Raw genomic sequence first — 22,861 nt, forward strand, 5'->3', positions numbered from 1 at the left:
GTCATGGCGCGTCCCTCCCCCGCGATTCTCGCCCGCCTCGCCTTGGTCACCTTTGCGGCCGTCTGCACGGCCTGGCTGCTGCAGCTCGACTACGCGCAGAAGCTCTCCACCAATGTGCTCGACCTCATCCCGCGTTCCGAACGGACGCCCGAGGTCGGTATCATTCGGGATCTGGCCAACGCCCGGCAATCGCGAGTGGTGTTGTTTGCCCTGAGCGATGCCGCCGCGCCCGACGTCGCACCGCAAGCCGCCGCCCAATCGTTTCGCGACGCGCTCGCCCAGACGCCGCAATTTGAATCCGTGTTGGTGCTGGGCGACGAAGCCGGTCAGGAGGACTTTGGACGCGAGGTCTTCGAGCGCCGATTCGAGTTACTCTTGCCGGGCTGGTTGGGCGACCGCCAACGCGAGTTCGACCGCACCGGGCATCCCGCGGCCGAGTTTTCACCTTGGCTGGCCGAACGGGCGGCGACGGAACTGGAAGCATTTCTCGGCCGCCCGGAGGCTTCGGCTTTGGCGGACCTGGTGCTCATGGATCCGTTGCTGCTCGTGCCGCGCTTGGTCGAACACGCCCAGCTCACCGGGCCAACCGATGACTCGGGCTACGCCCTGATCTGGGCGCTCATGCGCGAATCACCTTTGGCCGAATCCGGTCAGCAGCCCGTGTTCGACGCCATCGCCGCCGCGACGACCGGAATGCACGCGTCCCACCCCGACGTGGACGTGCAGTGGAGCGGCGTAAACCGTTTCGCGGCGGCCAGTCGCTCGCGGATCGAGTCCGAGATCAAACTGCTGCACCTCTGCTCCATCGCCGCCGTGTTGCTGGTGGCGGCGGTGTTCGTGCGCCACATCCATCGCATCGTGCATTTTGTGCCGGTGATCTCCCTGTCGATTGCGGGCGCCTGGGTGGTCTCGACCCTCGCGTTCGAGCGGCTGCACATCCTCGTGTTCGTGATTGGTTCGCTGCTCGCCGGCGTCGCCATCGACTACGGAGTCTACATCTTCCTGCAGGCCCCGGCGTATCCGGATGAACCTTACGGCGGCAAACTACGGCGGTTGTTAAAACCTCTGCTCGCCAGCTGCCTGACCACGGTGGTCGGGTTTTCGCTCCTGTTGTTTTCCGACCTGCCCATGATCCGGCAGATCGGACTGTTTGTCGGCTCGGGCCTGCTGTGCGCCTTGGCGGTGGCCATGTTGTATTTCGCCCAACTGCGGCAACCGTTTCTGGCCAGCCGTCAATTCGGAGCGGTCAGCATCGCCCGCGATCGTCCGCGGGCGCGCCGATGCGTTCGCGGGCTCGGCGTGGTGGCGCTGCTCATCGCCGTGCTCGGCCCGTGGCACCTGCAATGGCACGACGACGTGCGCGAACTCGACATCCCCTCGACTGAGCTCACGGCCAATGACGACGCCGTGCGCGCGTTGTTCGGCGAGGACGACGAGGGCAGCCTGTATCTCACCTACGGGGCCGACCTCGGGGAGGCGCGGCAGCATTTGGAGTCGTTTCTCGCCCACGTTGAGCAGGCCGATCCGGGCGTCGTGGTGTCCAGCCTGGCCTTGCTGCTGCCCACCGCCGCGGATTGGCAGGCCCTGCCGGAACGGTTGCTCGCTTTGGGCGGATTTCCCGATGACTTCGCCGCCGCGTTGGAACGCCACGGGTTTTCCGCGTCGTCGTTCGGCTCATTTTTGGACGAGTGGGACGACCTCCGGGTCGATCCACCACGGGGCGATTACGCCGACTTGGTGACACGCGTGAATATGTTGCTCGAAGGTCCCCTGACGCTGCTCGCGAGCACCGACGGACCGTATTGGTTTCTCTCCATCGTCGAGTCCGCCGAGGAGCTGAATCCACCGGCGGAGTGGCACACCGTCAGCGTCAACCAACTCAAATCGCTCAACTCCCTGTTCACCCGCTACCGGTGGTCGGCGCTACGGTTGAGCCTGATTGGATTGGGCTTCATCATCGGCGGCGTGTTGGTGATTTATCCGCTGCGCCGCGCCGTGCGTATCGCGCTGATTCCGGCGGGATCGTGTTTCGTGGTGTTCGGGCTCTTCGGTTTGAGCGGTCAGACCCTCAATCTGTTCAACCTGCTGGGCGCGTTTCTTGGCATCTGTCTTTCGCACAACTACGCGATCTTTTCGGCCGAGAATGCCCAAGCCGGACAAGCGCCGCCGGTGGCCATCCGGCTGTCCGCGTTGAGCACCGCCGCCGCTTTCGGCGTGCTCGGTTTCAGTCAAATTCCGGTCATCCATGCGCTCGGTCTCACCGTGTCCATGATCGTGATCACGGCGTTGCTCATGGTGGAGCTGGAACCGCTGGCCCGGCGCAAGTCGTCATGAGCCTGACGTTGCATGAAGCCTGGTCGCGCACGGTGCGCGCGGGACCGGACGCCATCGCATTGATCGACGCGGAAACCGGTCGACGTTGGTCCCGCCGTGAAATCGACGATGAGGCCGAGACGTGGCGGCGCGCCCATGGCGACGCGATCACCGGTCGCACGGTGGCGTTTGGCGAGCGCAACGGCGTGGCCTGGCTGCGGGTGTTCATCGGTTTGTTGAAAGCCGACGCGGTGGCGGTTCCGTTCGATCCCGGCGAACCGGTCGGGGCTCGGATGGCGACAGCGGCGGCCGCCGGAGCCGACTGGCTGGACCAAGACGACGCGCTCGTCGCGGTGGCCCCGCATCGCCGACATCGCGATGGCCGTCGAGTGGTCAAGCTGACGTCCGGTTCAACGGGCACCCCCAAGCCACTGCGGTTTACCGATGCGCAAATATTGGCCGACGGTCACAGTGTGGTCACGGCGATGGGCATCACCGGTGACGATCTCAATCTCGGTCTCATTCCGTGGGGGCATTCCTACGGACTCGGCAATCTGATCGTGCCGCTGCTCACGCAAGGGACGGCCATTATCAGTGGCATTGCCCCGCTGCCGCATTCGATCGCGGAAGCGACGGCCCGTTGGCAGCCGACAGTCTTCCCGGCCGTTCCGGCGTTGTTGCGGGCGCTGGTGGACTCGACCATGGCGGCCCGCGATCTCGCGAGCTTGCGCACGGTAGTCACGGCGGGAGCGCCCATCCCGCCCGAAGTCGCGCAGGCGTTTCATGCCAAGTTTGCCCGCCGAGTGCACAGTTTCTACGGCTCGAGCGAAACCGGGGGAATCGCCTTCGATGCGACCGGCGAGCTGGCGGCGAGCGGCGGCGGGGTCGGACGACCGATGCCCGGAGTTGCCGTGACGTTTGAGCGCGGTCAACGGCTGCGGGTGGCCGGACCGGCGGTGTTCACCATCGGCAACCGGCGACCCGGCACGCACCTCCTGGCCGATATCGCGCGCGAGGACGAGCATGGTGGACTCGTGCTGCTCGGCCGCGCGGGCCGCTTCGTGAAAATTGCGGGGCGACGCCTGAATTTGGCGGAGGTCGAGCATGCCTTGCGCGGATTGCCGGGCGTGCAGGACGCGTGGGTCACGCCGCACGCACAACGCTCCGACGCGCTGGCAGGGGCTATCGCCGTGGGAACGGAAGCGGCCCCATCGACTTCGCCGGGCGCCATTCGCGAGGCGCTGCGCGCCCGATTGGCGTCGTGGAAGATCCCAAAAAAACTGATCGTGTTACCCGTCTTTCCGCTCACCGCACGCGGCAAAACCGATAGTCGAGCCCTGCGGGCCCGGCTCACGCCATAGTTTGCCCTAAGCCGATTGCCGCGCAAACGGTGAGTCGCCCAGGGTCACCTCGATCTCGACGTTCAGGTGATCCCGGCAGATGTCGGCATGGAGATAACTGACCGTGTCGGTCGATCGGAGCAGGCGTTTCGTCAACTCGGTTCGCACCGCGTGGAGATCGGTGGGATGGCGCAGATAGACCTTGAAATGACGGGCCTGCGCGGCGGTCGCCACATGATCCGCGGCACGGGTGATTTCCGCCAAATTTTCCAGCGTGCAGTCCAGTTGCCCCATGGTGTCGCCGGGGGCGATGGTTTGGTGACCGCGCACCGCGGCGGTGCCGGAGATGAACAACATGCGGCGCTCCCCATCGACGATTGTCGCGCGGGCGAAACTGGGCGCCCGCGGCCCGTAGGTGGACGGATAATGGTAGGCGGGAACCTGCAATGGGTTTTCCAGGTGACGGGTTGGCGCCCGGGTGGCCGCGAAGACCACGGTGAGATGGTCGGACGGACAGCCCACCGCTGAAGCGGAGGAAACCTTGGAGGCAAAGTCGGGACCAAAGTGTTGCTCAAAGGCGATCGAGCGACCGCGGGAAAAAGCCCGGTAGTGCTCGAGTCCGTCCGGCCCCGCCTCGTTGATCTCCGGCACGTAATTCCAAATGCGGGCCAAGTTCCAGCCGTGCGCCGCCGCCAACAAATCCGTGTAAACGCGCTGGGTGGTCTGTTCGTATCGCGAGGCGATGTCCACCCTCGCGCCTCCCACCAACCAATGATCATCGGCGAAAAGCGTGAACCCTCCGGATCGACCCGCGGCGCGTGCCTGGGGCAGCAGCCATTCGTCGGCGGGGCCGTCCCACGTGGCAATACCGGTATTGAAGGAGCCGACTCGATTCGCTCCCACGAGAACCCGGAACGCGTCGGTCTCAGTCGTCCGCATCGTCAGAGGACGCGAGTCGGATGCGTTGAAATTGGTAGCCATGTCATGCGGTTGAAACAGGGAGTAAACAGCCACCCTGTCTGACCCGGTCAACCCGCAATCCCCTCCCGATCCGATGTGGTCGATCACGCCTTTGAGAGCTCGATTTGCCGATTCGTCGGATTGAAACGAAGCCCGACCGACTCGAAGATGGCGCGGTCACCATGCGCGACCCCTCTCCCACCGCCGATTCAAATACCGTTGTAACCCTTCCCCCTAAACGTTCCCGGAAGCGTCTGCTGGGGGTGCTGGTCGGGCTTGGAGCCGCTGCGGCGATCGCCACCCTCGTCGCTCCTCCCGGCCTGGGGGCGGAAATTCGTGCCCACGCCAACACCGCGTTTGATGCCTGCCGGGCGGCTGGTCCCCTGCCTTTTTTCGGGGCGATGGCGTTGTTGCCAGTCTTCGGTTTTCCGTTGTCCCCGTTCACGGTCACGGCGGGACCGCTGTTTGGTCCGACCATGGGTGGCGGTGCTGTGATCGCCTGCGCTGCGCTGGCCGTGGCAATCAACGTCGCCCTGTCGTATTGGATCTCCGCCCGGTTGCTGCGCCCGACGATCACGCGGCTGGTGACATGGATGGGCTATCGCCTGCCCGAAATCAGCGAGCGATCCGCGTGGATCACGACGTTGATCGTGCGAATCGTGCCCGGACCGCCTTTCTTTTTGCAGAGCTACCTGCTGGGTTTGATGCGGGTGCGATTCAGCATCTACCTGCTCATCTCAACGCTGGTGCCGCTGGGCTACATCGCGTGCTTGGTGCTGTTTGGCGACGCCATCGCCCGCCGGGATCCCATGGCCGCCGTGGGCGCGGGGGCGCTGTTACTGGTCGTCGGCACACTGATTCACGTCGTGCGCCGACGGTTGACCCCGAAAGCGTGACGTTACCGCCACTTCGCGGCCGGCGGCACAACGCAGGCATATCCCTGATCCCGAAGTCCCTTCAAGACCAACGCCAAGGCGTTGACACGTGTCGCCGGAAACATCTGCGGCCCTTCGTGCATCAATATAATGGCGCCCGGACGCACCCGCCGGAGCACCCGCACCGCCACCGGATCGGGATGGCGGGCTCGGGCATCGAAGGCGCGCACGTCCCACCCCACGCAACGAAGATCATGTCGCTCCAGCACCCGCGCCAAAAAGAGTGACTTGATGCCTACAGGGGCTCGAAACGTTCTCGCTGCCGCAGCGGCCGCCCCCAGAGCCCTGAGCCCATCCACAATCTGCCGCTCCGTTTCCCGCGGACCGGCACACCAAAATGTGCCGACCGGATGCGAATAGGTGTGGCAACCCACGTCGTGACCGCGCCGCACCACTTCCGCCACCAACCCCGGGTAACGCTCCGCCCGGGCACCGATCATGAAAAACGTCGCCCGAGCGCCGTGCTGGTCCAGCAGGTCGAGTATCCGCGGCGTATCCTCGGAATCCGGTCCGTCGTCGATGGTCAACCAGATCTCCCGACGCGACGTTTCGAATCGACGGACTACTTGGCACAACTGCTGACTCGACGGAACCAGCAATTGGTAAACCACCGCAAAATCCGGTCCGAAGAAAAGCACCGCCGCGACCCCCGGAGGCATGACCCACCAGCCCACCACACCGGCCAGTTTGGTCAGAAGAATTGCCCAAAGGAAAGAGGACCGCATCAACGCTGGGACATTCCCCAACCGCCGGTCAGGCGCAACCCCCTTCCGTTGGCGGCGCGGTCGGGCGCACCGCGCTCCTACATCAATACGATCGCGAAACCCCGAGGGTGAACCCCAGGGCGTCGATCCCGGGGTTGGGATCAGTTTGCCCGCCATTGGACATATGTTGGTAGAGGATGCCTGCGGTCACAGTGTAATTTCGCGACACCACCCGCTCCACTCCGCCCCGGATAAACCAGTTGAACGTGAAATCCTGCCCCTGACCCCCGCGCACCCCCCGCGAATCAATCACCCCCGCCCCACCGCCCGAACCCGCATAGAGCGCCCACGTGCCGGATTTATCCCACCACTCGATCGAAGGTGACGCCGTCAATCCGGCATAAAAGGACTCCGGCCCTTGCTGCACCCACGTGCCGATCAGCCCGAAGCGATGGCGCAACACCACGCGCGAGCCGTTCGCGAACGCATGGGAAACTATCGCTCCCGATCGCCAGGCGATTTGGGTCGGGACCAAGCGATAGGAAAGCGGGGTGCCCGTGCCGATCTGCCAGAGCATCCCGGTCTCCGTGCTGATGGTTCCGATCGACCACGGCGGCACTTCAACCTCATCGGCAGCGCGCAGCGCCGCCGTCAGCGCGAACCCCAGGATCACCGTTCGGTAGAAAAATTGCATACGCGCAAGGGTAGCCGAACTTGATCGTAGCAGATCGAAACGCGGTGAGAAGCAGCCTCCGTTCACCCGCCCAGATCGCAAGCACCAACCGAGAGCAGTGCATCGGCCGGGCTCGCTGCCGTCATCAGTGAAGGCAGGGCCGCAAAGGAACTTTCCGGGCTGCCCAGAGGCGACCCCAACGCACTTCGCGACGCCTCAGAAATACCGCACGGTGATCGCAAAAAGCGATGCGGTGATCGCGGGGAAATAGATCAGTTTCGGGATGAGATTATGCTCATAAGTCAGCACTCGGAACACCCCGCGCTGATTTCCCGATGTGAAGAGATACACATTCAGCGCGACCATCAGAATCGCGACATAGATGACAAAATAATACTGTTCGATGTAGACAATGGGGGCATCGGTCAGGGTTTCCCGCAGCTGGATGTGCCCCAGCATTACCACGAAAAAGAGCGCTGATGCCGCCCCGATCGCGCCGGACGTGGAGAAGCCAAACGTCTCCGCTTTCTCCTTGTCCGCCGTCGTCGTCAAGAGGATCGACATCAACAAAATCGCGACGATGAACAGCGGGATCAGATTCACAATGAAGGCGTTTAAAAACCGCCGGCTGACCACGACGTTAAAATGCAGCTCGGGAAAGTGCTCCTGGCCCACGTAGTCCGGAATGCCAAAGTTCGTGTCGTAGTCGGCGTGCTGATACCCAAAAAACGTCTCGTTGATCTGCCACAGACCGGAAACGATTTTCTGGTCCAAGCCGAAGGCCTCGCCCTTCGCCGTCGATCGATAGGCATTAAAATCCGGCGTCAGGATGATGTTCTTATCGAAATCCGCATGCCACAATCGCAACCAGACATCGTGTCGATCGAGCGGGTAGCGCGAATAGTCGAATGGCTGGCGCACCGTGACATCAAAATACCAGCCGATGACCTCGACATCTCCGTCCCGCCGACGATACGCCTCCCGTGTCCAAGTCATGGCGGACTCGATTTCATCGGGAAACACCAAGCCCCGCGTGACTGTCGGTGGCAGATCCATGGCGTAACGCTGCCACACGTAACCCGTGAAATTGACATCACTCGCACTGACAAACTCCAGCGACTGGATGAACACGCCGGTCGGGATGGTCAGAAAACCAGCCTGGTCGGGGTGCATTTTAACGCAGGCCTCCATCACCGCATCGACCTGGGCTTGGTTGAGCAACTGCTGCGGATCTGACTCGTAGGTTGCCACTTCCCCATGCCATATGAATCCCGTCCCCGCCACGAAAAGCAGGCTAAGAGTCAGCGAAATAAACCAAAGAGTGCGATGCGACACGATGCGGATGAGGTTGAATGGGAACCGCAGCTAGAATACCGGAGCCGGGATCATCGTTATTGACCAGGTCACGACAAACGCAACCCCGCGCCTTCGCCCGTCTGGCTCCCGCGGTTGAGGGTCCCACGCCCCGCCGATCAGGCCGCGGCATCCCTTGCTGACACGTTAACGAGTATCACGGTGGACAGGTGGGCCGACGTGCGTTTCCTTGCGCGAGGTTAACTCGTTCTACCTCCGAACCCCGCATGACTCCATCCACCAAAGGCAAAGCGGCGCATACTTATGACGCCATCGTAGTAGGCTCCGGCATCAGTGGCGGCTGGGCCGCCAAAGAACTGACCGAAAAGGGTCTCAAAACCCTCGTGCTGGAGCGCGGGCGCGACGTCAAACACGGCGAGTATCCCACCGCCATGATGGACTCGTGGGAATTCGAGGGCCGCAATCGCCGCACACCGGAACAGGAGGCCCGCCAACTCAAGCAGGCGCGCACCGGCTACACCACCAGCCCGACTTCCGCGCATTGGTTTGTCGACGACATCGACAACCCTTACTCCGAGGACCAGCCGTTCGACTGGATGCGAGGCTACCATACGGGCGGTCGCTCCCTCATGTGGGGTCGCCATTCCTACCGGTGGAGTGATCTTGATTTCGAAGCCAACGCCCGCGACGGCCATGGCGTCGACTGGCCCATCCGCTACGCCGACGTCGCCCCATGGTATGACTACGTGGAGCAATGGGTCGGGATCAACGGCACGCGCGAAGGGTTGTCGCAGTTGCCCGACGGCCAGTTCCAGCCCGCCATGCCTCTCAACGTCGTGGAAGCTCACGTGCAAAAACGCGTGGCCGCCCACTTCTCCGACCGCATCCTGACCAACGGCCGGATCGCCAATCTCACCGAGGCCAAACCCGGCCGCGCCCCCTGCCAATACCGCAACCGCTGCATGCGCGGATGTCCCTTTGGCGCCTATTTTTCCAGCAACAGCTCCACGCTGCCCGCCGCCTACGCCACCGGTAATCTCACGCTGCGTCCGTTCTCGATCGTTCACGAGCTCATCTACGACGCCGACTCCGGCCGCGCCACCGGCGTGCGCATCGTCGATGCCGAGACGCACGAGACCTTCGACTACTACGCCAAAGTCATCTTCCTGTGCGCCTCCGCCATCGCATCGACCTCGATCCTGCTGAAGTCGAAATCCGATCGTTTCTCGGACGGCTTCGGCAACGACTCGGGCGAGCTCGGTCACAACCTCATGGACCATCACTTCCGGGTTGGCGGGTCTGGCCTCATCGACGGCTTCAACGACCGTTACTACAAGGGTCGTCGCCCGGGGAGCTTCTACATTCCCCGCTTCCGCAATGTCAGCGCCGCCACCAAGCATTCCGACTTCCTGCGCGGCTACGGCTTCCAAGGCAGCGGTTCCCGCCAAAACTGGTCGCGGGGCATCGCCGAACTCGAACGCTTCGGGGCCGATTTCAAGGCCGACCTCATCGAACCCGGCCCCTGGCGCGTTGGCATGACCGCGTTTGGCGAACATCTGCCCCAGCACGCCAACCGCCTTTATCTCAACGAAGACCTGCGCGACAAGTGGGGCCAGCCCACCGTCACGTTCGATTGCGGCTACGGGGAAAACGAAGCGAACATGCGCCAGGACATGGCGGTCGCCACCGTCGAGATCCTCGAGGCCGCCGGAGCCCGGGACATTTCCACCTACGACGCGCCCAACAGCAACCCCGGCCTGAGTATCCACGAAATGGGCACAGCCCGCATGGGTCGGGATGCCCGGACCTCCGTGCTCAACGCGCACAACCAAGTCCACGCCGCCCCCAACGTCTACGTGACCGACGGCGCCTGCATGACCTCGTCATCCTGCGTCAACCCGAGCCTCACCTACATGGCCCTCACCGCCCGCGCCGTCGACCACGCCGTCGGCGAACTCACCAAGATGAACCTGTAAAAGCGGTCAGCTTTCAGTCCTCCGCCTCCTCCTTCCTACTTTAAATTTCTTACTTCAAACTTGGTATGAATCGTCGCGAAGCTCTCAAACGCACCGCCCTGCTGCTCGGGGTCGCCGCCCACCCGGCCGCCATCACCCGCGCCCTCGCGCAAGCCGCTCGAACCGACAGCGGTCGCTACCTCACCACCGGTCAGTTTGCCACCGTCAGCGCGATGGCCGACCGCATCCTGCCCGCGACCGATACGCCCGGCGCGCTCGACGCCGACGTGCCCTTATTCGTCGATACGATCTACGGCCGTTTCATGCATGACGACGAAGCGACCTCCTTCGCCCAGGGGTTGGAAAACGTCAACCGCGCCAGCCGGTCCGCCCTCGGCGCGCCGTTTGCGCAACTCACGCCGGATCAGGCCGATGCCCAACTCCAGGCGTTGATCGAGCGTGAGACCGAACGCGGCTTCTGGCGGCAGTTGCGCGCATTGGTCCTCCAGGGTTTCTTCACCTCCGAAGTCGGCGCCAAACAAGTCCTCAACTACGACCCCGTCCCCGGTCGCTACGACCCGGACATGCCCGTCTCCGAGGTCAACAACATCGCCTGGGCCGAGGGTTGATCCCGTCCCTGGCCTACCCCGGCATCCGCGATGAAACCCCCGGCATGGTCCCTCTCCGGGAGAAGCGTGGGGCTCATCGTCGCAGTGCTGGTCATATTAAGCGGGACCTCATGCCGACCGCGACAATGGATCGGTCTCATCGCCGACGATAGCATCGAAGCCGTCGCCATCGGCTATCTCGATGCGCTGTTGGCTGGCGATTTGGATCAAATCACCCGCGATATCGACTCACCGCAGCGATCACCGGATCTCCCCATCAAGCTCCTCGAAATGCGGCAGCATTTCCCCAACGGGAAATTCCTCTCCCGCGAACTCATCAACTATCAATCGAAATGGCGGGTAACGGGTTCCGCCCGCCGCGCCCGCCACGATCTGATCTACGAATATCACTATCCTGACACGTGGGTCGTCGCTCGGGTGGTATTCGAGTATTCGGCAACCGAAACCCCCAACCTGAAGATCATCCAAGTCGCGCCCCGATCGTCATCCAGTTCGTGGGTGAGTATGATCAGGCCGCCCCGTTTTTCACCGTCCGTCGCCATCATCCTCTCTTTGGCCGCCGTGGTGCTCGGAGGGATCGTGGTCACGTTTATCGTCTGTCTGCGCACCCCGTTTAAGCGCCGCAAGTGGCTGTGGGCACTCTTCATTTTAGTCGGGTTTGGTCAAATCCTGGTCGACACAGGTTCAGGAAAAATAGGCCTGCGCCTCCTCAGCATCCAAATTGGCGGCGTCTCCGTCATCGCGAACGGCCCCGGCACCTCGTGGGTATGGGCGGTCTCGTTTCCCCTCGGAGCCATCCTGTTCTGGGTTCGTCGTCGCGAGCTCGTGGCCCGGGAACACCGATCAAAAACGTATATTCCACCGCTCCCCACCGCGCTCGATCCGTGACCCGGCTGATCCCGGAATGCCGCTTCGATTTGCCAGCGAGCCAGATAGGAGATTGAGTGACTCCGCCTTCCCGCCATGCCTCGCCTTTTGCCTTCGTTACGACTTCTGCTCACCCTTTGCCTGCTTGCCGTTGCCGGGCGCACGGTTGCAGCCGATGAACCTGCCGAGGAGAAAAACGCGGAGCCGCGCAACACCATCGAGGTCGCGGGCGTGTTGTATCCGGTCTACGAAATTCGCAAGGAAGCCAAGCCGCTGCAGCAGTTCAAAGTCTACTCGCCCCGCCGTGCGAAAAAGGAAGGTCGCGGCGGCACGGTTTTGATCGGTGCCCTCATTGATCGCCAGGGCGGTGTCATGCAGATGCAAATTGCCATGAGCAACGCCGAAGCCGACATCGAGGAGGCCGCGCTAAAATCAGTGCGGAAGTGGATCTTTCCCGTGCAGCACGTGGACGGTCGCGCCATCGCATACGCCGTGATGGTGCCCATCGTGGTCGACAACACCCCCCACTTTGGGCCGCAGCGCTAAGAGCGCCACGAGCGCTCCGTTTGACGCCACCCGCATTGTGGGCACCCTTCGACCGTGGATCGCACGGTCACGCCCGAGTTACTCGACTCCCTTTCGCCCGATTCCCCGGCCGCGCGTCACAGCCGTCGCGACCTCGTCTGGTTCAACCGTCTGTTGGGTAACAATCGTTGGTGGCGGAAAACCCTCCCTCGTCTGCTCCTCGACACCACGCCGAATCGCGCTCTCGAAATCGGAGCCGGCGACGGCGCGCTCGCCCGCGCACACCGACTCGATGCCCTGGACCAATGTCCGGCGCCCTCCGGTTGGCCGGCCGACCAAACATGGCATCAGCACGACGTTCTGCGCTATGATCGGTGGGTCGACTACGATCTGATCGCGGCGAACTTTTTCCTCCACCATTTCACCGCGCCGCAACTCGCCCAACTCGGTGCGATCTGGAATCACACCGCGCGCGTCATTGTCGCCTGCGAACCGTGGCGCGCTCCCGGGTTTCGATCCGGCTTCGCCCTGCTCTGCGCGGCGATGCGCGCCCACGCCGTCAGTCGTCACGATGGCCGCGTGAGCATCTGCGCCGGATTCCGTCAAACCGAACTCCCGGGATTCCTCGGCTTGGATTCACAAATCTGGCAATGGGAGATCGTCCACCATCCGCTCGGCACCTACCGCTTCATCGCGCGAAAATCGCGCTCCACGCCATGATCGCGCCGACCCGACATCGCCCGGTCGAAATCATTGGCGGCGGCCTCGCCGGGCTGGGGCTTGCACTCGGTTTGCGCCGTGTCGACGTGCCCGTCATCGTGCACGAAGCCGGCACCTATCCGCGACACCGCGTGTGCGGCGAATTCATCACCTCGCTCGATGATCACACCATTGAAACCCTCGGTCTCGGTCCGCTGCTTCAAGATGCCCGCTCCGCCGAAACGGTCGCCTGGTATCGCGCCGACCGCACCACCCACCGCCACCGTCTGCCGGAGCCCGCTCGGTGCCTCAGTCGCTTTGCGCTCGATCATCGCATGGCGCAGGCGTTGGTCACCAACGACGGCGAGCTCATCGAAAACAGCCGACCAACGGCCACGCCCGCCGAAGGAAGAATCACGGCCACCGGCCGTCGGCCCGATTTGAGTGCCCCTTGGCTCGGCGTGAAAATGCACTTCACCGGGCTGACGTTGAGCGATGACCTTGAGCTCCACCTGGGCCAGCAAGCCTACGTTGGACTCACCCGCATCGAGGGCGACCGGATCAATGTTTGCGGCTTGTTCCACCGGGGCAACGTCCGTTCGAAACCACCCGCCGCCGCCAACCCCCTCGATCAACAACTGCGGGCTGCCGGACTGACCACGCTCGCCGAACGCCTCATGTCGGCTTCCGCCGATCCCGCCTCCCTGTGCACCGTGGCCGGGCTCAACTACCGCCACGAGAGAGCCGCGCCCGAGTCCGCCCCGTTGGGCGACCACTTTGCCCTTATTCCGCCATTCACCGGCCACGGCATGACGATCGCCCTCCAAAGCGCCGCCCTCGCCGTGGGCCCACTGCAAGCCTGGTCGCGAGGCGAGCGGGACTGGGCCTCGACCCGGCGGGAAATCGCCGCCCGGCATCGCCGACAGCTCCTCCCCAAACTTCGCCGCGCGCAGCACCTGCACGGCTGGTTGCTCACCCCGAAACGCCAACACCTGCTGGCCGTCCTGGCCCGGCGAGACCTTTTGCCCCTGCGATGGGTCTACGGCCTTCTCCACTGATTTCGCCCATGTATCTCCACGCTCTCGCCACCGCCAATCCCATCCTCTCGCTCACTCAAGCCGAATGCTGGAACATCGCCCGCGAATCGGCCGCCGTGCGCGATGGACTCACCCGCCGCAGCCAGCTCATCCTGCGCACGATTTTGCGCGGCGACTCCGGCGTGGCGTCCCGGCAATTCGGGGTGAGCGAGATCGAGCGTATCTTCGATTTGGATACTGACGAGCTCAACGCCGAGTTTCGCCGCGCGGCCCCCGAACTGGCGCACGCGGCACTGGCCCCCGCCCTCGCGCAAGCCGGCCTCGCCCCTACCGATCTCGACGCGCTCGTGATCTGCACGTGCACCGGCTACCTGTGCCCCGGCGTCACCAGCTACGTGGCCGAACAACTCGGGTTGCGACCGGACGCCTACCTGCAGGACCTGGCCGGACTCGGCTGTGGCGCCGCCATTCCGGCGCTGCGTTCGGTCGATGGCATCCTCGCTCGCAATCCCGACGCGGTCGTCGCGTGCGTCGCGGTGGAGGTGTGTTCCGCCGCGTTTTATCTCGATGACGACCCCGGCGTGATCATCAGCGCTTGTTTGTTCGGCGACGGCGCCGCCGCCACGATCTGGCGCGGTCAACCCGGACCGACGGGGCTGCGGTGTCATGGGTTCGACACGCTGCACGACCCCGCTAATCGCGATCAAATCCGCTTCGAACACCGCAACGGGAAACTGCGCAATTTACTCACATCGACCGTGCCGGAACTCGCCGCCCACGCCGTGGCCGATCTGCACGCGCGCACCGTCGCCTCCGCGCCATCCGCACGGCCCATCACCCGCATCGTTCCCCATTCCGGCGGCAAAGACGTGATCGACGCCGTGGCAGCCAAATTCCCTGATCACGACCTCACGCCCACCCGCGAGATCCTCCGACGTCACGGCAACATGAGCAGCCCCTCGGTGTTGTTTGCGCTGGAGGAAGCGTTAAAAACCGACGTCCCCACCGACACCACCGATTGGTGGCTCGTCGCCTTTGGCGCAGGCTTCAGCGCCCACAGTTGCCGCCTCGGGGTGTAGGAGCGGTCTTGCGCGCGAGGAATCCGAAATCCCCGGGGACCACCCCACCGCATTCATCGCGCGCAAGCCCGCTCCTACATTTCGGCGCCGAGCCTCAGGTGTATTTAGCATCGCTTGCATTGACTGGCTCCAACTTTACGCTCCGCCCCTGCCCATGATCCGACGCGACTACCTTTTGGCCATGATCGAACAACTCGGCGCGCTGGCTCGAGCCGCGACCGGCAAGAACATGCCAGCGGAAAAGCTCCAAGTGGAGATGGAGGACCTTTCAGGTCAATGGATCGGACTGCCCACGGTCGTTTTGTTCACGTTGCCGGTGGAGGAGTTGCACCGACTCATCGCGGACTCCGAGCGCCTCGTGAGCGAAAAATGCTTTCTAACCGCCGAGCTTTTTCGCACCAAGGCAGAGATGGCAACGGACGACGACTCGCGCCGAATTTTTTCCGGGAAGGCGCTCTACTTTTATCACCAGAGTGCGCGGGCGGGATTTCCCCCGGAAATTCAGAGTTCGATTACCGATCACATCACGACCCTCACGGCCTTGGTCGCAACAACTTCGGCGGCCTCCGAAAGTTCGTGAGTTGATGAAACATCCAGCTGGCCACATCGGTCGCTACTTCGCGCCCTGACGCTTCACTCAAAAGGAATGGAGCGCGCCCGAAGCACAATGGGCGTGCCCCATCCTCATGCAAGAGCTCCAGGTCAACTCAGCTGGAGTGTTTGTCCCTCTTTGCAAGCTCGGTGAAAGGTCTTGTTGCCGACTCTGTAGACAATCCCCAAGTGCTTGCCGTTACCGGGGGCCGGATCACCGAAGTTGTGATTGCTCGCCCTGATTTTTGTTTCTCCGACCTGATCCACCATCTGCCTCACTTTTTGAGTGACATCAAAACCTCCTTTTTTAGCACCATAAATCGCTCCCTCAATATAGATATTGTTACATTGACTGAGATCGAGCGTTTCGCCCTCAGCGCAGGCACGATACATGTTCATCCCATTGTAATTGTAGCTCATGGCAAAATGTTTGGAGTGACCGGGGTCGGGATCGCCGAGCATATCGTTGTGAACCTTAAAATCAGGAGGAGGCACATCGAAGGGGTGCTGCATGTATTTTAAAAAATGTTTTTCCACGAAACCTTGAACCTTTTTCGAGACGTCCGTGCTCCTGTCTTTGGTGCCGTAAACGGCCCACAATACGATGAAGTTTTTATTACTCATAATACGACCTGGGGTATGATTTTAATTTGCTAATACATCTTTGCCCCCTCGTCGGAGGGGGCTCGAATATACACTTATTTTATACACAAATATTATATGCAAAGTCAATGGCATGGGTAGCATGGCGCACGCGCCGTCAGGCAACCGGGTTTGTTTGCCAACCGAGTTCCAAACCACCACCTGAGTCGACCCTCCGTCGGTGGTCCGATCGTAGCTGTTCCCTCGCTTTCGACCGTGACTCAATCCGCTACTGGACGGACCGGTCGATCTTTGTATGCTCGCCTTTCGTTGATTCATCGTCGCGACGTCGCAGCGTAGACTTCGCGCCAATTTCCGCCCCTGCCCATGACTACGACCCCGCCCGTTCCCACCTCCGTGCGCCTCCGGCTGTCGGTGATGATGTTTCTGCAATTCTTCATCTGGGGCGCGTGGTTCGTCACCCTCGGCACTTACCTGCTTTCGACGCGGGAATTCACCGGCACCGAAACCGCCCAAGCTTACAGCGCGATGCCGTGGGGCACGATCGTCGCGCCGTTTGTGGTCGGCCTGATTGTGGACCGGTTTTTCGCCGCCGAGAAAGTCCTCGCGGTGCTGCACTTCGTCGGCGCCGGTTTGCTCTACTACGCCTCCACGTTGCACGACCCGAGCACGTTGTTCTGGGCGTTGCTCGCCTACGCCTGCTGTTACAGCCCCACGTTGGCGTTGGTCAACACGGTCTCCTTTCACCAGCTCACCGATACCAAAACCCAATTTCCACCCATCCGCGTATTCGGCACGCTCGGCTGGATCGCGGCGGGCTGGATTGTCGGTGTGATGGGACTCGAAGCGCAGGCCACGCCCCTGCGCATCGCCGCCGGTTGCTCCGTCCTACTCGGCGGCTTTTCCTTCCTGTTGCCGCACACGCCGCCCCGCGCCGCCGGTCACAAGGTCGCTGTCTCCGACGTGCTCGGACTACCGGCCCTCGCGTTGCTGAAAAACCGCTCCTTCGCCGTCTTCGTATTCAGTTCGCTGCTACTCTGCATCCCGCTGGCGTTTTATTACAACTTCACCAACGCCTTTCTAAACGAACAAGGCGTCGTCAATGCCGCCGGCAAGATGACCATCGGGCAAATGTCCGAAGTCGCCTTCATGCTCATCATGCCGCTGTGCTTCGCCCGGCTCGGGCTCAAGTGGATGCTGCTCGTCGGTATGGCCGCGTGGGCCGCCCGCTACGGCATGTTTGCCGCCGGCGCGTCGAGCCAGACGTTCATGCTCTTCTACATCGGCATCGCGCTGCACGGCATCTGTTACGACTTCTTCTTCGTCACCGGTCAGATCTACGTCGATCAAGCCGCGCCACCGGAAACCCGCGCCAGCGCGCAGGGCTTCATCACCCTCATCACCTACGGCGTGGGCATGTTGATTGGCACGTGGTTGTCCGGCCTCGTGGTCGACCACCACAGCACCACGTTGGCCGACGTCGTCACGCGCGATTGGACCGCTATCTGGATGTGGCCCGCCGGCATGGCTACCGCCGTGATTGTCATCTTCGCCCTCGCCTTCAAAGAGCCAAAGGCCACGCCACCAGCGTAGTTACCCTGCAGAAGCCAGCTGGTGGTCGATTTCCTGCCTCGACGGTTTCGACCACACCTCCGTGTTCATCGCGAGCGAGCTCGCTCCTACCTCAATCCATTTTCTTTCCTGCTGTAATCATGCCTCGCTCCACCCCTTCTCCTCGCCTCGGTGTCGGCTTTGTCGGCAGCGGTTTCATGACCCGGTTTCACCTGCAATCCTGGCAAGCGGTCCGCGACGCCGATGTGCTCGGCATCTGGAGTCCCAACGCTGACAACGCCGCGGCCACCGCAACCTTCGCCCGCGAATTGCGCCTCGGCGACACGCAGCCCTATGCCTCCATCACCGCCATGGTGGCCGATCCTGCGATCGACGCGCTCTGGCTCTGCGGACCCAACCACCGGCGCGTTGAAAACCTGGAGGAAATCGTGGCCGCGCTCAAAGCCGGCCAAGGCACGCTCAAAGGCATCGCCTGCGAAAAACCCCTCGCCCGCAATGTCGCCGAAGCCCGCCGCTGTGTGGAACTCATCCGCGAGGCGGGCGTATTGCACGCGTATCTCGAGGACCAACTGTTCACCCCCGCCCTCGCCAAAGGTCATGGGCTCGCTTGGGATCGGGGCGCGGCCATTTCCGGTCGCCCCTACCTCGCCCGCGCCGCCGAGGAACACAGCGGCCCGCATTCGCCCTGGTTTTGGCAGGGCGACCTGCAGGGCGGCGGCGTGCTCAACGACATGATGTGCCACAGCGTGGAGGTAACGCGCTTCCTGCTCACCAAACCCGGCGCGCCACGCTCCAGTATTCGCCCCGTCGCCATCACCGGCCACATCCACAGTCTCAAATGGTCGCGCCCGGAATATGCCACCGCGCTTACTGCCGCCAAGGGCTCGGCCGTAGATTACACGAAGCGCCCTTCGGAGGATTTCGCCCGCGCCACCATCGAATACATCGACGACGCCGGTAACCCGCTCATCGGCGAAGTGACCACGTCATGGAGCTACGTCGGTGCCGGCCTGCGGCTCAGTTCCGAGCTCCTCGGCCCCGAGTATTCCTTCTCCTACAACTCCCTCGACAGCGGAGCCAAACTCTTCCTCAGCCGCGAAGTCACAGGACCCGCCGGCGAAGATCTGGTGGAGAAGCAAAACGCCGAACAAGGCTTACTCTCCATCGTCGGCAACGAGGTCGCCGAATACGGCTACGAGAACGAAAACCGCCACGTCGTGCAGGCCTTTCTCGACGGCCGCACTCCCGCGCTGACCTTTGATGACGGCCTCGAAGTCGTGGAGATTCTCATGACCGCCTACATGAGCGCCGAACAAGGCCGCACCATCGCGTGGAAACCCGACGACCTCGCTGACTTCGTCCCCGCCGTCGCCCGCGGGGCATGGAATCCACGAGACTGATACGCTCGCTCCGGATCAACGACCCTTCGGTTGCCCGACTGTTTTTCAATCACCCGCCTCCTTGCTGCGCCACTTCACGACGAAGAAACGCAGCGGCACTTCCCCGGTGTTTTTAAGCCCGTGCCAGTCCCAGGGTTTTGAATACATCAAATCGCCCGGCTGAATCGGGATCTCCTCGCCATTGAGCGTCCAGGTGCCAGTGCCTTCGATGATGTATTGAAACTCCTCGTCGGCATGCTGATGCGGTGGTTGGAGCTGCTGGCCCGGCAGAAACTCCAGTTCGGCCGTCAGCATGCTTACCGTGCCAAACGTGGGGGTGTCGTCTGGCGTATAGATCTGAATCTTCCCCCAATCGCCGGAAGCCAAGCGGGCATCCGCGCGACGCAGAATAGCGCTGGCGAGATCTTCCGGGGCCGCGGCGGGAGTCGCCCAATGCGTGCCGGCCCAAAACGAAAGCGAACCGACGAGAGCGACGAGAAACAGGGTGCGAGGTAACATCTTGCTCTGAATTCAACTTCAGACCGGTGACCCTGACGACGCCGCGGTCGCGTGATTTAGGTTCACGTGCAACAACCCTGCCGACCGCCAAGTGAGAGGCTGCCCAGCGCTCCGATCAGCCAGATCGGTAGGCCGCGATTGACCTAAACATCGGCTCAGTCCTCGACTTCGTGCACGCCATCGGCGGTGCATAAAGCGGTCAGCACCCGGTAGTCGATCGTATCGGGGTCATGCGCTTCCGGGTTGATTTTAAAGCCGGTGACCAACGTTTTCATCACTTCGCTATGGGTGGCCGCGAGCGGCGTGAGGCGGATCCGCTCCAACGCGCGCGGGCCATGCCCGATAAATGCCGCCGCCGCCGCATATTGACCCGACTTCTCCTTGGGGCCCGCAGCGGCGTTGGGGCGCACCGTGACTTCCATCTCCCCATCGGGGGTATTGAATTTGAAAGGCAGGCGCAAAAGGCGGATTTCCATGATGCCACCTTACCTACTCTGCGACCGAAGGAAAGCGGTGAACCCATTCGAAATCCCGGCCGCAACTGCTGCACTTTCAGCAAGCAAGGTCTTTGCCCGGCTGAATCAGCCTGCCAGTTTGACGATCTTGCCCCAAGTCGCCCCTACATTCCTCGTCACAGTTGGAATCCTCGCCCTATCGCCCGCCGCACTCGCGGCTGACACGATTACCCCAGCCGTCGGCCGCGAACTGTTCGCGCAACACTGCGGGGCCTGCCACGAACTGACGATTGATTCGTTCGGGCCACCACTCGGCGGAATCACGCGGCTGCTCTCGACCGAGGAGCTGACCACCTGGATAAGTGATCCGGCGAAGGTCCTCGCCTCCGCCGATCCACGCGCCGCGGCGCTGCTCGCGCGCCATAAGGCTCCGATGCCGCCGTTTGCCTTTCTCGGAGCCGAAAAAATCGCCGCGATCCTCGCCTACCTCGACACCGAAACCGAAGCCCGTGATCTCACCCCATTCACAGTCGACCTCAACCCGCCGGTCGCATCCGCATCGCGTTTGATTCCCCGGGTCGTGGACTCCGGGATCGTGGTGGAGCTGGAAGACTTTGCCCAAATCCCCCGCCTGCCCGGTCGTCCCGCTTACAAAGGCATCGCCTTGCTGCGGCCCGATCCACGCGACGACGATGCGTTGCTCGTCAACGACCTCATGGGAATCATCTATCGCATCAAAAATGGCGTCGTGGACACGTTCCTCGACGTGCGCGGCCGGTTCCCGCGCTTCGTCTATGAACCGGGGGTCGCGACGGGGCTCGGGGCATTTGCCTTTCACCCGGCCTTTCTCACCAACGGATTGCTCTACACCACCCATGCCGAGCTTTGGCTGGGCGAAGACTGCATCAACCCCGACGATCTCCCCGACCACATCCCGGCCGATGCCAGTCCGCGCCTCGCCTGGGTGCTCACGGAATGGCACGCTCACGAGCCGCTGGCCGCCACCTTTGCTGGCACGCGCCGCGAAGTCATGCGCTGGGTCACGCCGACCACCGCCCACGGCAGTCAGGAAATCGCCTTCGCTCCCGTAACCGGCCCGGACGACCCCGACTACGGGCTGCTCTACATCGGCCACGGCGACGGCGGCGCGATCAATATCAAGCGCCCCGATATCGCCGGTCACCCGCGCACATTGCTCACCTCGATCATGCGCATCGATCCGACGGGCACCAATGGTCGCAATGGCCGTTATGGCATCCCACCTGACAACCCGTTCGCGGGCAGCGACGATCCCACGGTTCGCCAGGAAATCTGGGCCTACGGCTTCCGCAACGCGCACCGCATGAGCTGGGATATCACGCCCCAGGGTAAACGCATGATCGCCGTCGATATCGGGGAATCCAACGTCGAGGAGGTCAACCTCATCGAGCCCGGTTGGGGCTACGGCTGGGGCGTGGGCAAACTGGAGGGCACGGCCCGCCTCGACGTGCTCGACGACCCCACGGTCATCTGGCCCGCGACCGCCGCCGAACTTGCTCCCCATCGGTCTCCACACGGTGAATACATGCACGACGACGGCACCGCCGTGACCGGCGGCTACGTCTACCACGGCCCACTGGAGCTGCTGCGCGGCAAGTATGTCTTCGGCGACATCGTCAACGGCCGCCTCTTCTGCATGAACATCGGCGAATCGCTCGATGACCACACGATCTACGAACTCAAGGTCGTGACGGCAGCCGGTGAGCCCACGTCGGTAAAAACCCTCGCCGGCGTCGACCGCGCGCACTTGCGCGTCAGCTACGATCCGCGTCACGGTGACCTGTTCGTGATGACGAAAGACGACGGCATGATCCGGCGGGTGGTCCGGGCAAGTTTGCCCTAAACCGATGGTGCCATGAACCAACGAAAAACGCGCCCCTTCCGCAGAAGGAGGCGCGTGTGAAGTTTGTTTGAATGAAGGGCGGCGAATTTAGCGACCGGCGTCGGGCGCGTGGAAACCATAATTTTCGCGGCTGCTTTCCTGCAAGGCGAAGGCCACAACCCAAGGACTCACGCCCGCTTCCATCGCTCCGGCACGCGAACCGATCATGATGCCGCGTTGGATGTTCAGCATGAGATCGTCGTGGTCGATTCCCGTCTGGTTGTGCACGACTGATTCGATACCTTCAACGATACCCTTGTTCGCGGCTCGGGCTGCGAGAATTGCGGCAGATTCGGAATCGTGGGCTCCGTCCACACCCGCCGTCACCAAGCCGCCCGATCCCGTCACGGCACCTTGCGCAATCGACGCCGAGAAGCGACGCACGATGCGCATCGTCTCGCGGTCGGAGAGGTCGCGACCGGCGACAAAAATTTCCATCGATTTGGAGGCCGAACCGCGAGCCGAGGCTTCGATAATTTCCAGCGAGTCGATCTCACTGACTTCGACGCCTTCGGTGGCTGCCACCTTGACTTCGGCGGGAGTCATGAGCGAGGAAACGGAAGCGGCCTGTTGACCAGCAAACAAGGTCGTCGCGGCAGTCGCGGCACCGATCAACAGGGCGGAGGAAGAGAACGTGGTCTTGGTTTTCATAAGTAGGAATGATTTGGCTGTTTGGGATTGGACTGCGGCGGGGGTGTGTAGCGCTGGGGCAGCCAGCGAATCCGACGACAGACGTATTTGATTGAGCTCCTCCCTTATTGCTTCCCCGATGCCAACCCTGCCAAATACCT

22 protein-coding genes are annotated in these 22,861 nt (G+C 62.7%); 14 read left to right on the top strand and 8 right to left on the bottom strand.

The window, feature by feature from the left end; all coding sequences use genetic code 11:
* Positions 1-3: 3 nt before the first annotated feature.
* Together PXH66_RS19130 and PXH66_RS19135 are read left to right on the top strand one after the other, a co-directional pair.
* A complete protein-coding gene (locus PXH66_RS19130; RefSeq protein WP_330930906.1) occupies positions 4-2,334 on the top strand; it encodes an MMPL family transporter in 2,331 nt (776 codons plus the stop codon).
* Positions 2,331-3,674 (top strand): class I adenylate-forming enzyme family protein, encoded by a 1,344-nt coding sequence (locus PXH66_RS19135; protein ID WP_330930905.1) that lies wholly within the window; start codon positions 2,331-2,333, stop codon positions 3,672-3,674. Before PXH66_RS19130 ends, PXH66_RS19135 begins: the two co-directional genes overlap by 4 nt.
* 6 nt (positions 3,675-3,680) lie before the next feature.
* Here the strand turns inward: PXH66_RS19135 and PXH66_RS19140 are convergent, their stop codons facing one another.
* A complete protein-coding gene (locus PXH66_RS19140; protein ID WP_330930904.1) occupies positions 3,681-4,634 on the bottom strand; it encodes a chorismate transformation FkbO/Hyg5 family protein in 954 nt (317 codons plus the stop codon).
* A gap of 161 nt (positions 4,635-4,795) precedes the next feature.
* Here PXH66_RS19140 and PXH66_RS19145 point away from each other — a divergent pair, with 161 nt between their 5' ends.
* A complete protein-coding gene (locus tag PXH66_RS19145; protein WP_330930903.1) occupies positions 4,796-5,509 on the top strand; it encodes a TVP38/TMEM64 family protein in 714 nt (237 codons plus the stop codon).
* Positions 5,510-5,511: 2 nt separating this feature from the next.
* Here PXH66_RS19145 and PXH66_RS19150 read toward each other — a convergent pair whose 3' ends face one another.
* From PXH66_RS19150 to PXH66_RS19160, 3 genes are all read right to left on the bottom strand, one after another.
* On the bottom strand, positions 5,512-6,273 hold the full coding sequence (locus tag PXH66_RS19150; protein WP_330930902.1) for a polysaccharide deacetylase family protein: 762 nt from the start codon (positions 6,271-6,273) through the stop codon (positions 5,512-5,514).
* An 82-nt stretch (positions 6,274-6,355) separates the two neighbouring features.
* On the bottom strand, positions 6,356-6,946 hold the full coding sequence (locus PXH66_RS19155; protein WP_330930901.1) for an acyloxyacyl hydrolase: 591 nt from the start codon (positions 6,944-6,946) through the stop codon (positions 6,356-6,358).
* A 195-nt stretch (positions 6,947-7,141) separates the two neighbouring features.
* The gene (locus PXH66_RS19160) at positions 7,142-8,260 is read right to left on the bottom strand and encodes a ligand-gated ion channel (protein ID WP_330930900.1); all 1,119 of its coding nucleotides are present in this window, start codon (positions 8,258-8,260) and stop codon (positions 7,142-7,144) included.
* A 245-nt stretch (positions 8,261-8,505) separates the two neighbouring features.
* Here PXH66_RS19160 and PXH66_RS19165 point away from each other — a divergent pair, with 245 nt between their 5' ends.
* From PXH66_RS19165 to PXH66_RS19200, 8 genes are all read left to right on the top strand, one after another.
* The gene (locus PXH66_RS19165; RefSeq protein WP_330930899.1) at positions 8,506-10,215 is read left to right on the top strand and encodes a GMC oxidoreductase; all 1,710 of its coding nucleotides are present in this window, start codon (positions 8,506-8,508) and stop codon (positions 10,213-10,215) included.
* A 65-nt stretch (positions 10,216-10,280) separates the two neighbouring features.
* Positions 10,281-10,823, top strand: coding sequence for a gluconate 2-dehydrogenase subunit 3 family protein (locus PXH66_RS19170; protein WP_330930898.1), 543 nt, complete (start codon positions 10,281-10,283; stop codon positions 10,821-10,823).
* A 66-nt stretch (positions 10,824-10,889) separates the two neighbouring features.
* Entirely contained in the window at positions 10,890-11,711 is an 822-nt protein-coding gene (locus PXH66_RS19175) for a hypothetical protein (protein ID WP_330932119.1), read from the top strand.
* 75 nt (positions 11,712-11,786) lie between these two features.
* Entirely contained in the window at positions 11,787-12,236 is a 450-nt protein-coding gene (locus PXH66_RS19180) for an energy transducer TonB (RefSeq protein ID WP_330930896.1), read from the top strand.
* 54 nt (positions 12,237-12,290) lie between these two features.
* On the top strand, positions 12,291-12,935 hold the full coding sequence (locus tag PXH66_RS19185; protein WP_330930895.1) for a class I SAM-dependent methyltransferase: 645 nt from the start codon (positions 12,291-12,293) through the stop codon (positions 12,933-12,935).
* On the top strand, positions 12,932-13,972 hold the full coding sequence (locus tag PXH66_RS19190; RefSeq protein ID WP_330930894.1) for a hypothetical protein: 1,041 nt from the start codon (positions 12,932-12,934) through the stop codon (positions 13,970-13,972). The genes PXH66_RS19185 and PXH66_RS19190 overlap by 4 nt, the downstream gene beginning before the upstream one ends.
* Before the next feature lie 8 nt (positions 13,973-13,980).
* Positions 13,981-15,030 (top strand): 3-oxoacyl-[acyl-carrier-protein] synthase III C-terminal domain-containing protein, encoded by a 1,050-nt coding sequence (locus tag PXH66_RS19195; RefSeq protein WP_330930893.1) that lies wholly within the window; start codon positions 13,981-13,983, stop codon positions 15,028-15,030.
* Positions 15,031-15,184: 154 nt separating this feature from the next.
* Positions 15,185-15,610 carry a hypothetical protein gene (locus PXH66_RS19200; protein ID WP_330930892.1) on the top strand — a complete coding sequence of 142 codons (426 nt, stop codon included), beginning with the start codon at positions 15,185-15,187 and terminating at the stop codon, positions 15,608-15,610.
* Between the two features lie 122 nt (positions 15,611-15,732).
* On the opposite strand, the gene PXH66_RS19205 is transcribed toward PXH66_RS19200, so the two are convergent.
* A complete protein-coding gene (locus PXH66_RS19205; RefSeq protein WP_330930891.1) occupies positions 15,733-16,245 on the bottom strand; it encodes a hypothetical protein in 513 nt (170 codons plus the stop codon).
* Between the two features lie 345 nt (positions 16,246-16,590).
* Here PXH66_RS19205 and PXH66_RS19210 point away from each other — a divergent pair, with 345 nt between their 5' ends.
* Positions 16,591-17,817, top strand: coding sequence for a nucleoside permease (locus tag PXH66_RS19210; RefSeq protein ID WP_330930890.1), 1,227 nt, complete (start codon positions 16,591-16,593; stop codon positions 17,815-17,817).
* A 119-nt stretch (positions 17,818-17,936) separates the two neighbouring features.
* Positions 17,937-19,196, top strand: coding sequence for a Gfo/Idh/MocA family protein (locus PXH66_RS19215; RefSeq protein WP_330930889.1), 1,260 nt, complete (start codon positions 17,937-17,939; stop codon positions 19,194-19,196).
* 45 nt (positions 19,197-19,241) lie between these two features.
* On the opposite strand, the gene PXH66_RS19220 is transcribed toward PXH66_RS19215, so the two are convergent.
* Together PXH66_RS19220 and PXH66_RS19225 are read right to left on the bottom strand one after the other, a co-directional pair.
* Positions 19,242-19,694, bottom strand: a complete 453-nt coding sequence (locus tag PXH66_RS19220) for a cupin domain-containing protein (RefSeq protein ID WP_330930888.1) — start codon at positions 19,692-19,694, stop codon at positions 19,242-19,244.
* A 155-nt stretch (positions 19,695-19,849) separates the two neighbouring features.
* Positions 19,850-20,170, bottom strand: coding sequence for a hypothetical protein (locus PXH66_RS19225; RefSeq protein WP_330930887.1), 321 nt, complete (start codon positions 20,168-20,170; stop codon positions 19,850-19,852).
* A gap of 127 nt (positions 20,171-20,297) precedes the next feature.
* Between PXH66_RS19225 and PXH66_RS19230 the strand changes: the two genes are divergently transcribed.
* Positions 20,298-22,031 carry a PQQ-dependent sugar dehydrogenase gene (locus tag PXH66_RS19230; RefSeq protein WP_330932120.1) on the top strand — a complete coding sequence of 578 codons (1,734 nt, stop codon included), beginning with the start codon at positions 20,298-20,300 and terminating at the stop codon, positions 22,029-22,031.
* Between the two features lie 87 nt (positions 22,032-22,118).
* Here the strand turns inward: PXH66_RS19230 and PXH66_RS19235 are convergent, their stop codons facing one another.
* Positions 22,119-22,721 carry a hypothetical protein gene (locus tag PXH66_RS19235; RefSeq protein WP_330930885.1) on the bottom strand — a complete coding sequence of 201 codons (603 nt, stop codon included), beginning with the start codon at positions 22,719-22,721 and terminating at the stop codon, positions 22,119-22,121.
* Positions 22,722-22,861 lie beyond the last annotated feature (140 nt).

This window comes from Synoicihabitans lomoniglobus, from assembly GCF_029023725.1.
GTDB classification, from domain to species: domain Bacteria; phylum Verrucomicrobiota; class Verrucomicrobiia; order Opitutales; family Opitutaceae; genus Actomonas; species Actomonas lomonigloba.

Coding starts and splice junctions, on each gene's coding strand:
- PXH66_RS19155 (WP_330930901.1), bottom strand. CDS start 6,946: ATGCAATTTTTCTACCGAACGGTGATCCTGGGGTTCGCGCTGACGGCG.
- PXH66_RS19195 (WP_330930893.1), top strand. CDS start 13,981: ATGTATCTCCACGCTCTCGCCACCGCCAATCCCATCCTCTCGCTCACT.
- PXH66_RS19135 (WP_330930905.1), top strand. CDS start 2,331: ATGAGCCTGACGTTGCATGAAGCCTGGTCGCGCACGGTGCGCGCGGGA.
- PXH66_RS19165 (WP_330930899.1), top strand. CDS start 8,506: ATGACTCCATCCACCAAAGGCAAAGCGGCGCATACTTATGACGCCATC.
- PXH66_RS19215 (WP_330930889.1), top strand. CDS start 17,937: ATGCCTCGCTCCACCCCTTCTCCTCGCCTCGGTGTCGGCTTTGTCGGC.
- PXH66_RS19170 (WP_330930898.1), top strand. CDS start 10,281: ATGAATCGTCGCGAAGCTCTCAAACGCACCGCCCTGCTGCTCGGGGTC.
- PXH66_RS19225 (WP_330930887.1), bottom strand. CDS start 20,170: ATGGAAATCCGCCTTTTGCGCCTGCCTTTCAAATTCAATACCCCCGAT.
- PXH66_RS19200 (WP_330930892.1), top strand. CDS start 15,185: ATGATCCGACGCGACTACCTTTTGGCCATGATCGAACAACTCGGCGCG.
- PXH66_RS19140 (WP_330930904.1), bottom strand. CDS start 4,634: ATGGCTACCAATTTCAACGCATCCGACTCGCGTCCTCTGACGATGCGG.
- PXH66_RS19235 (WP_330930885.1), bottom strand. CDS start 22,721: ATGAAAACCAAGACCACGTTCTCTTCCTCCGCCCTGTTGATCGGTGCC.
- PXH66_RS19145 (WP_330930903.1), top strand. CDS start 4,796: ATGCGCGACCCCTCTCCCACCGCCGATTCAAATACCGTTGTAACCCTT.
- PXH66_RS19130 (WP_330930906.1), top strand. CDS start 4: ATGGCGCGTCCCTCCCCCGCGATTCTCGCCCGCCTCGCCTTGGTCACC.
- PXH66_RS19210 (WP_330930890.1), top strand. CDS start 16,591: ATGACTACGACCCCGCCCGTTCCCACCTCCGTGCGCCTCCGGCTGTCG.
- PXH66_RS19220 (WP_330930888.1), bottom strand. CDS start 19,694: ATGTTACCTCGCACCCTGTTTCTCGTCGCTCTCGTCGGTTCGCTTTCG.
- PXH66_RS19180 (WP_330930896.1), top strand. CDS start 11,787: ATGCCTCGCCTTTTGCCTTCGTTACGACTTCTGCTCACCCTTTGCCTG.
- PXH66_RS19190 (WP_330930894.1), top strand. CDS start 12,932: ATGATCGCGCCGACCCGACATCGCCCGGTCGAAATCATTGGCGGCGGC.
- PXH66_RS19150 (WP_330930902.1), bottom strand. CDS start 6,273: ATGCGGTCCTCTTTCCTTTGGGCAATTCTTCTGACCAAACTGGCCGGT.
- PXH66_RS19205 (WP_330930891.1), bottom strand. CDS start 16,245: ATGAGTAATAAAAACTTCATCGTATTGTGGGCCGTTTACGGCACCAAA.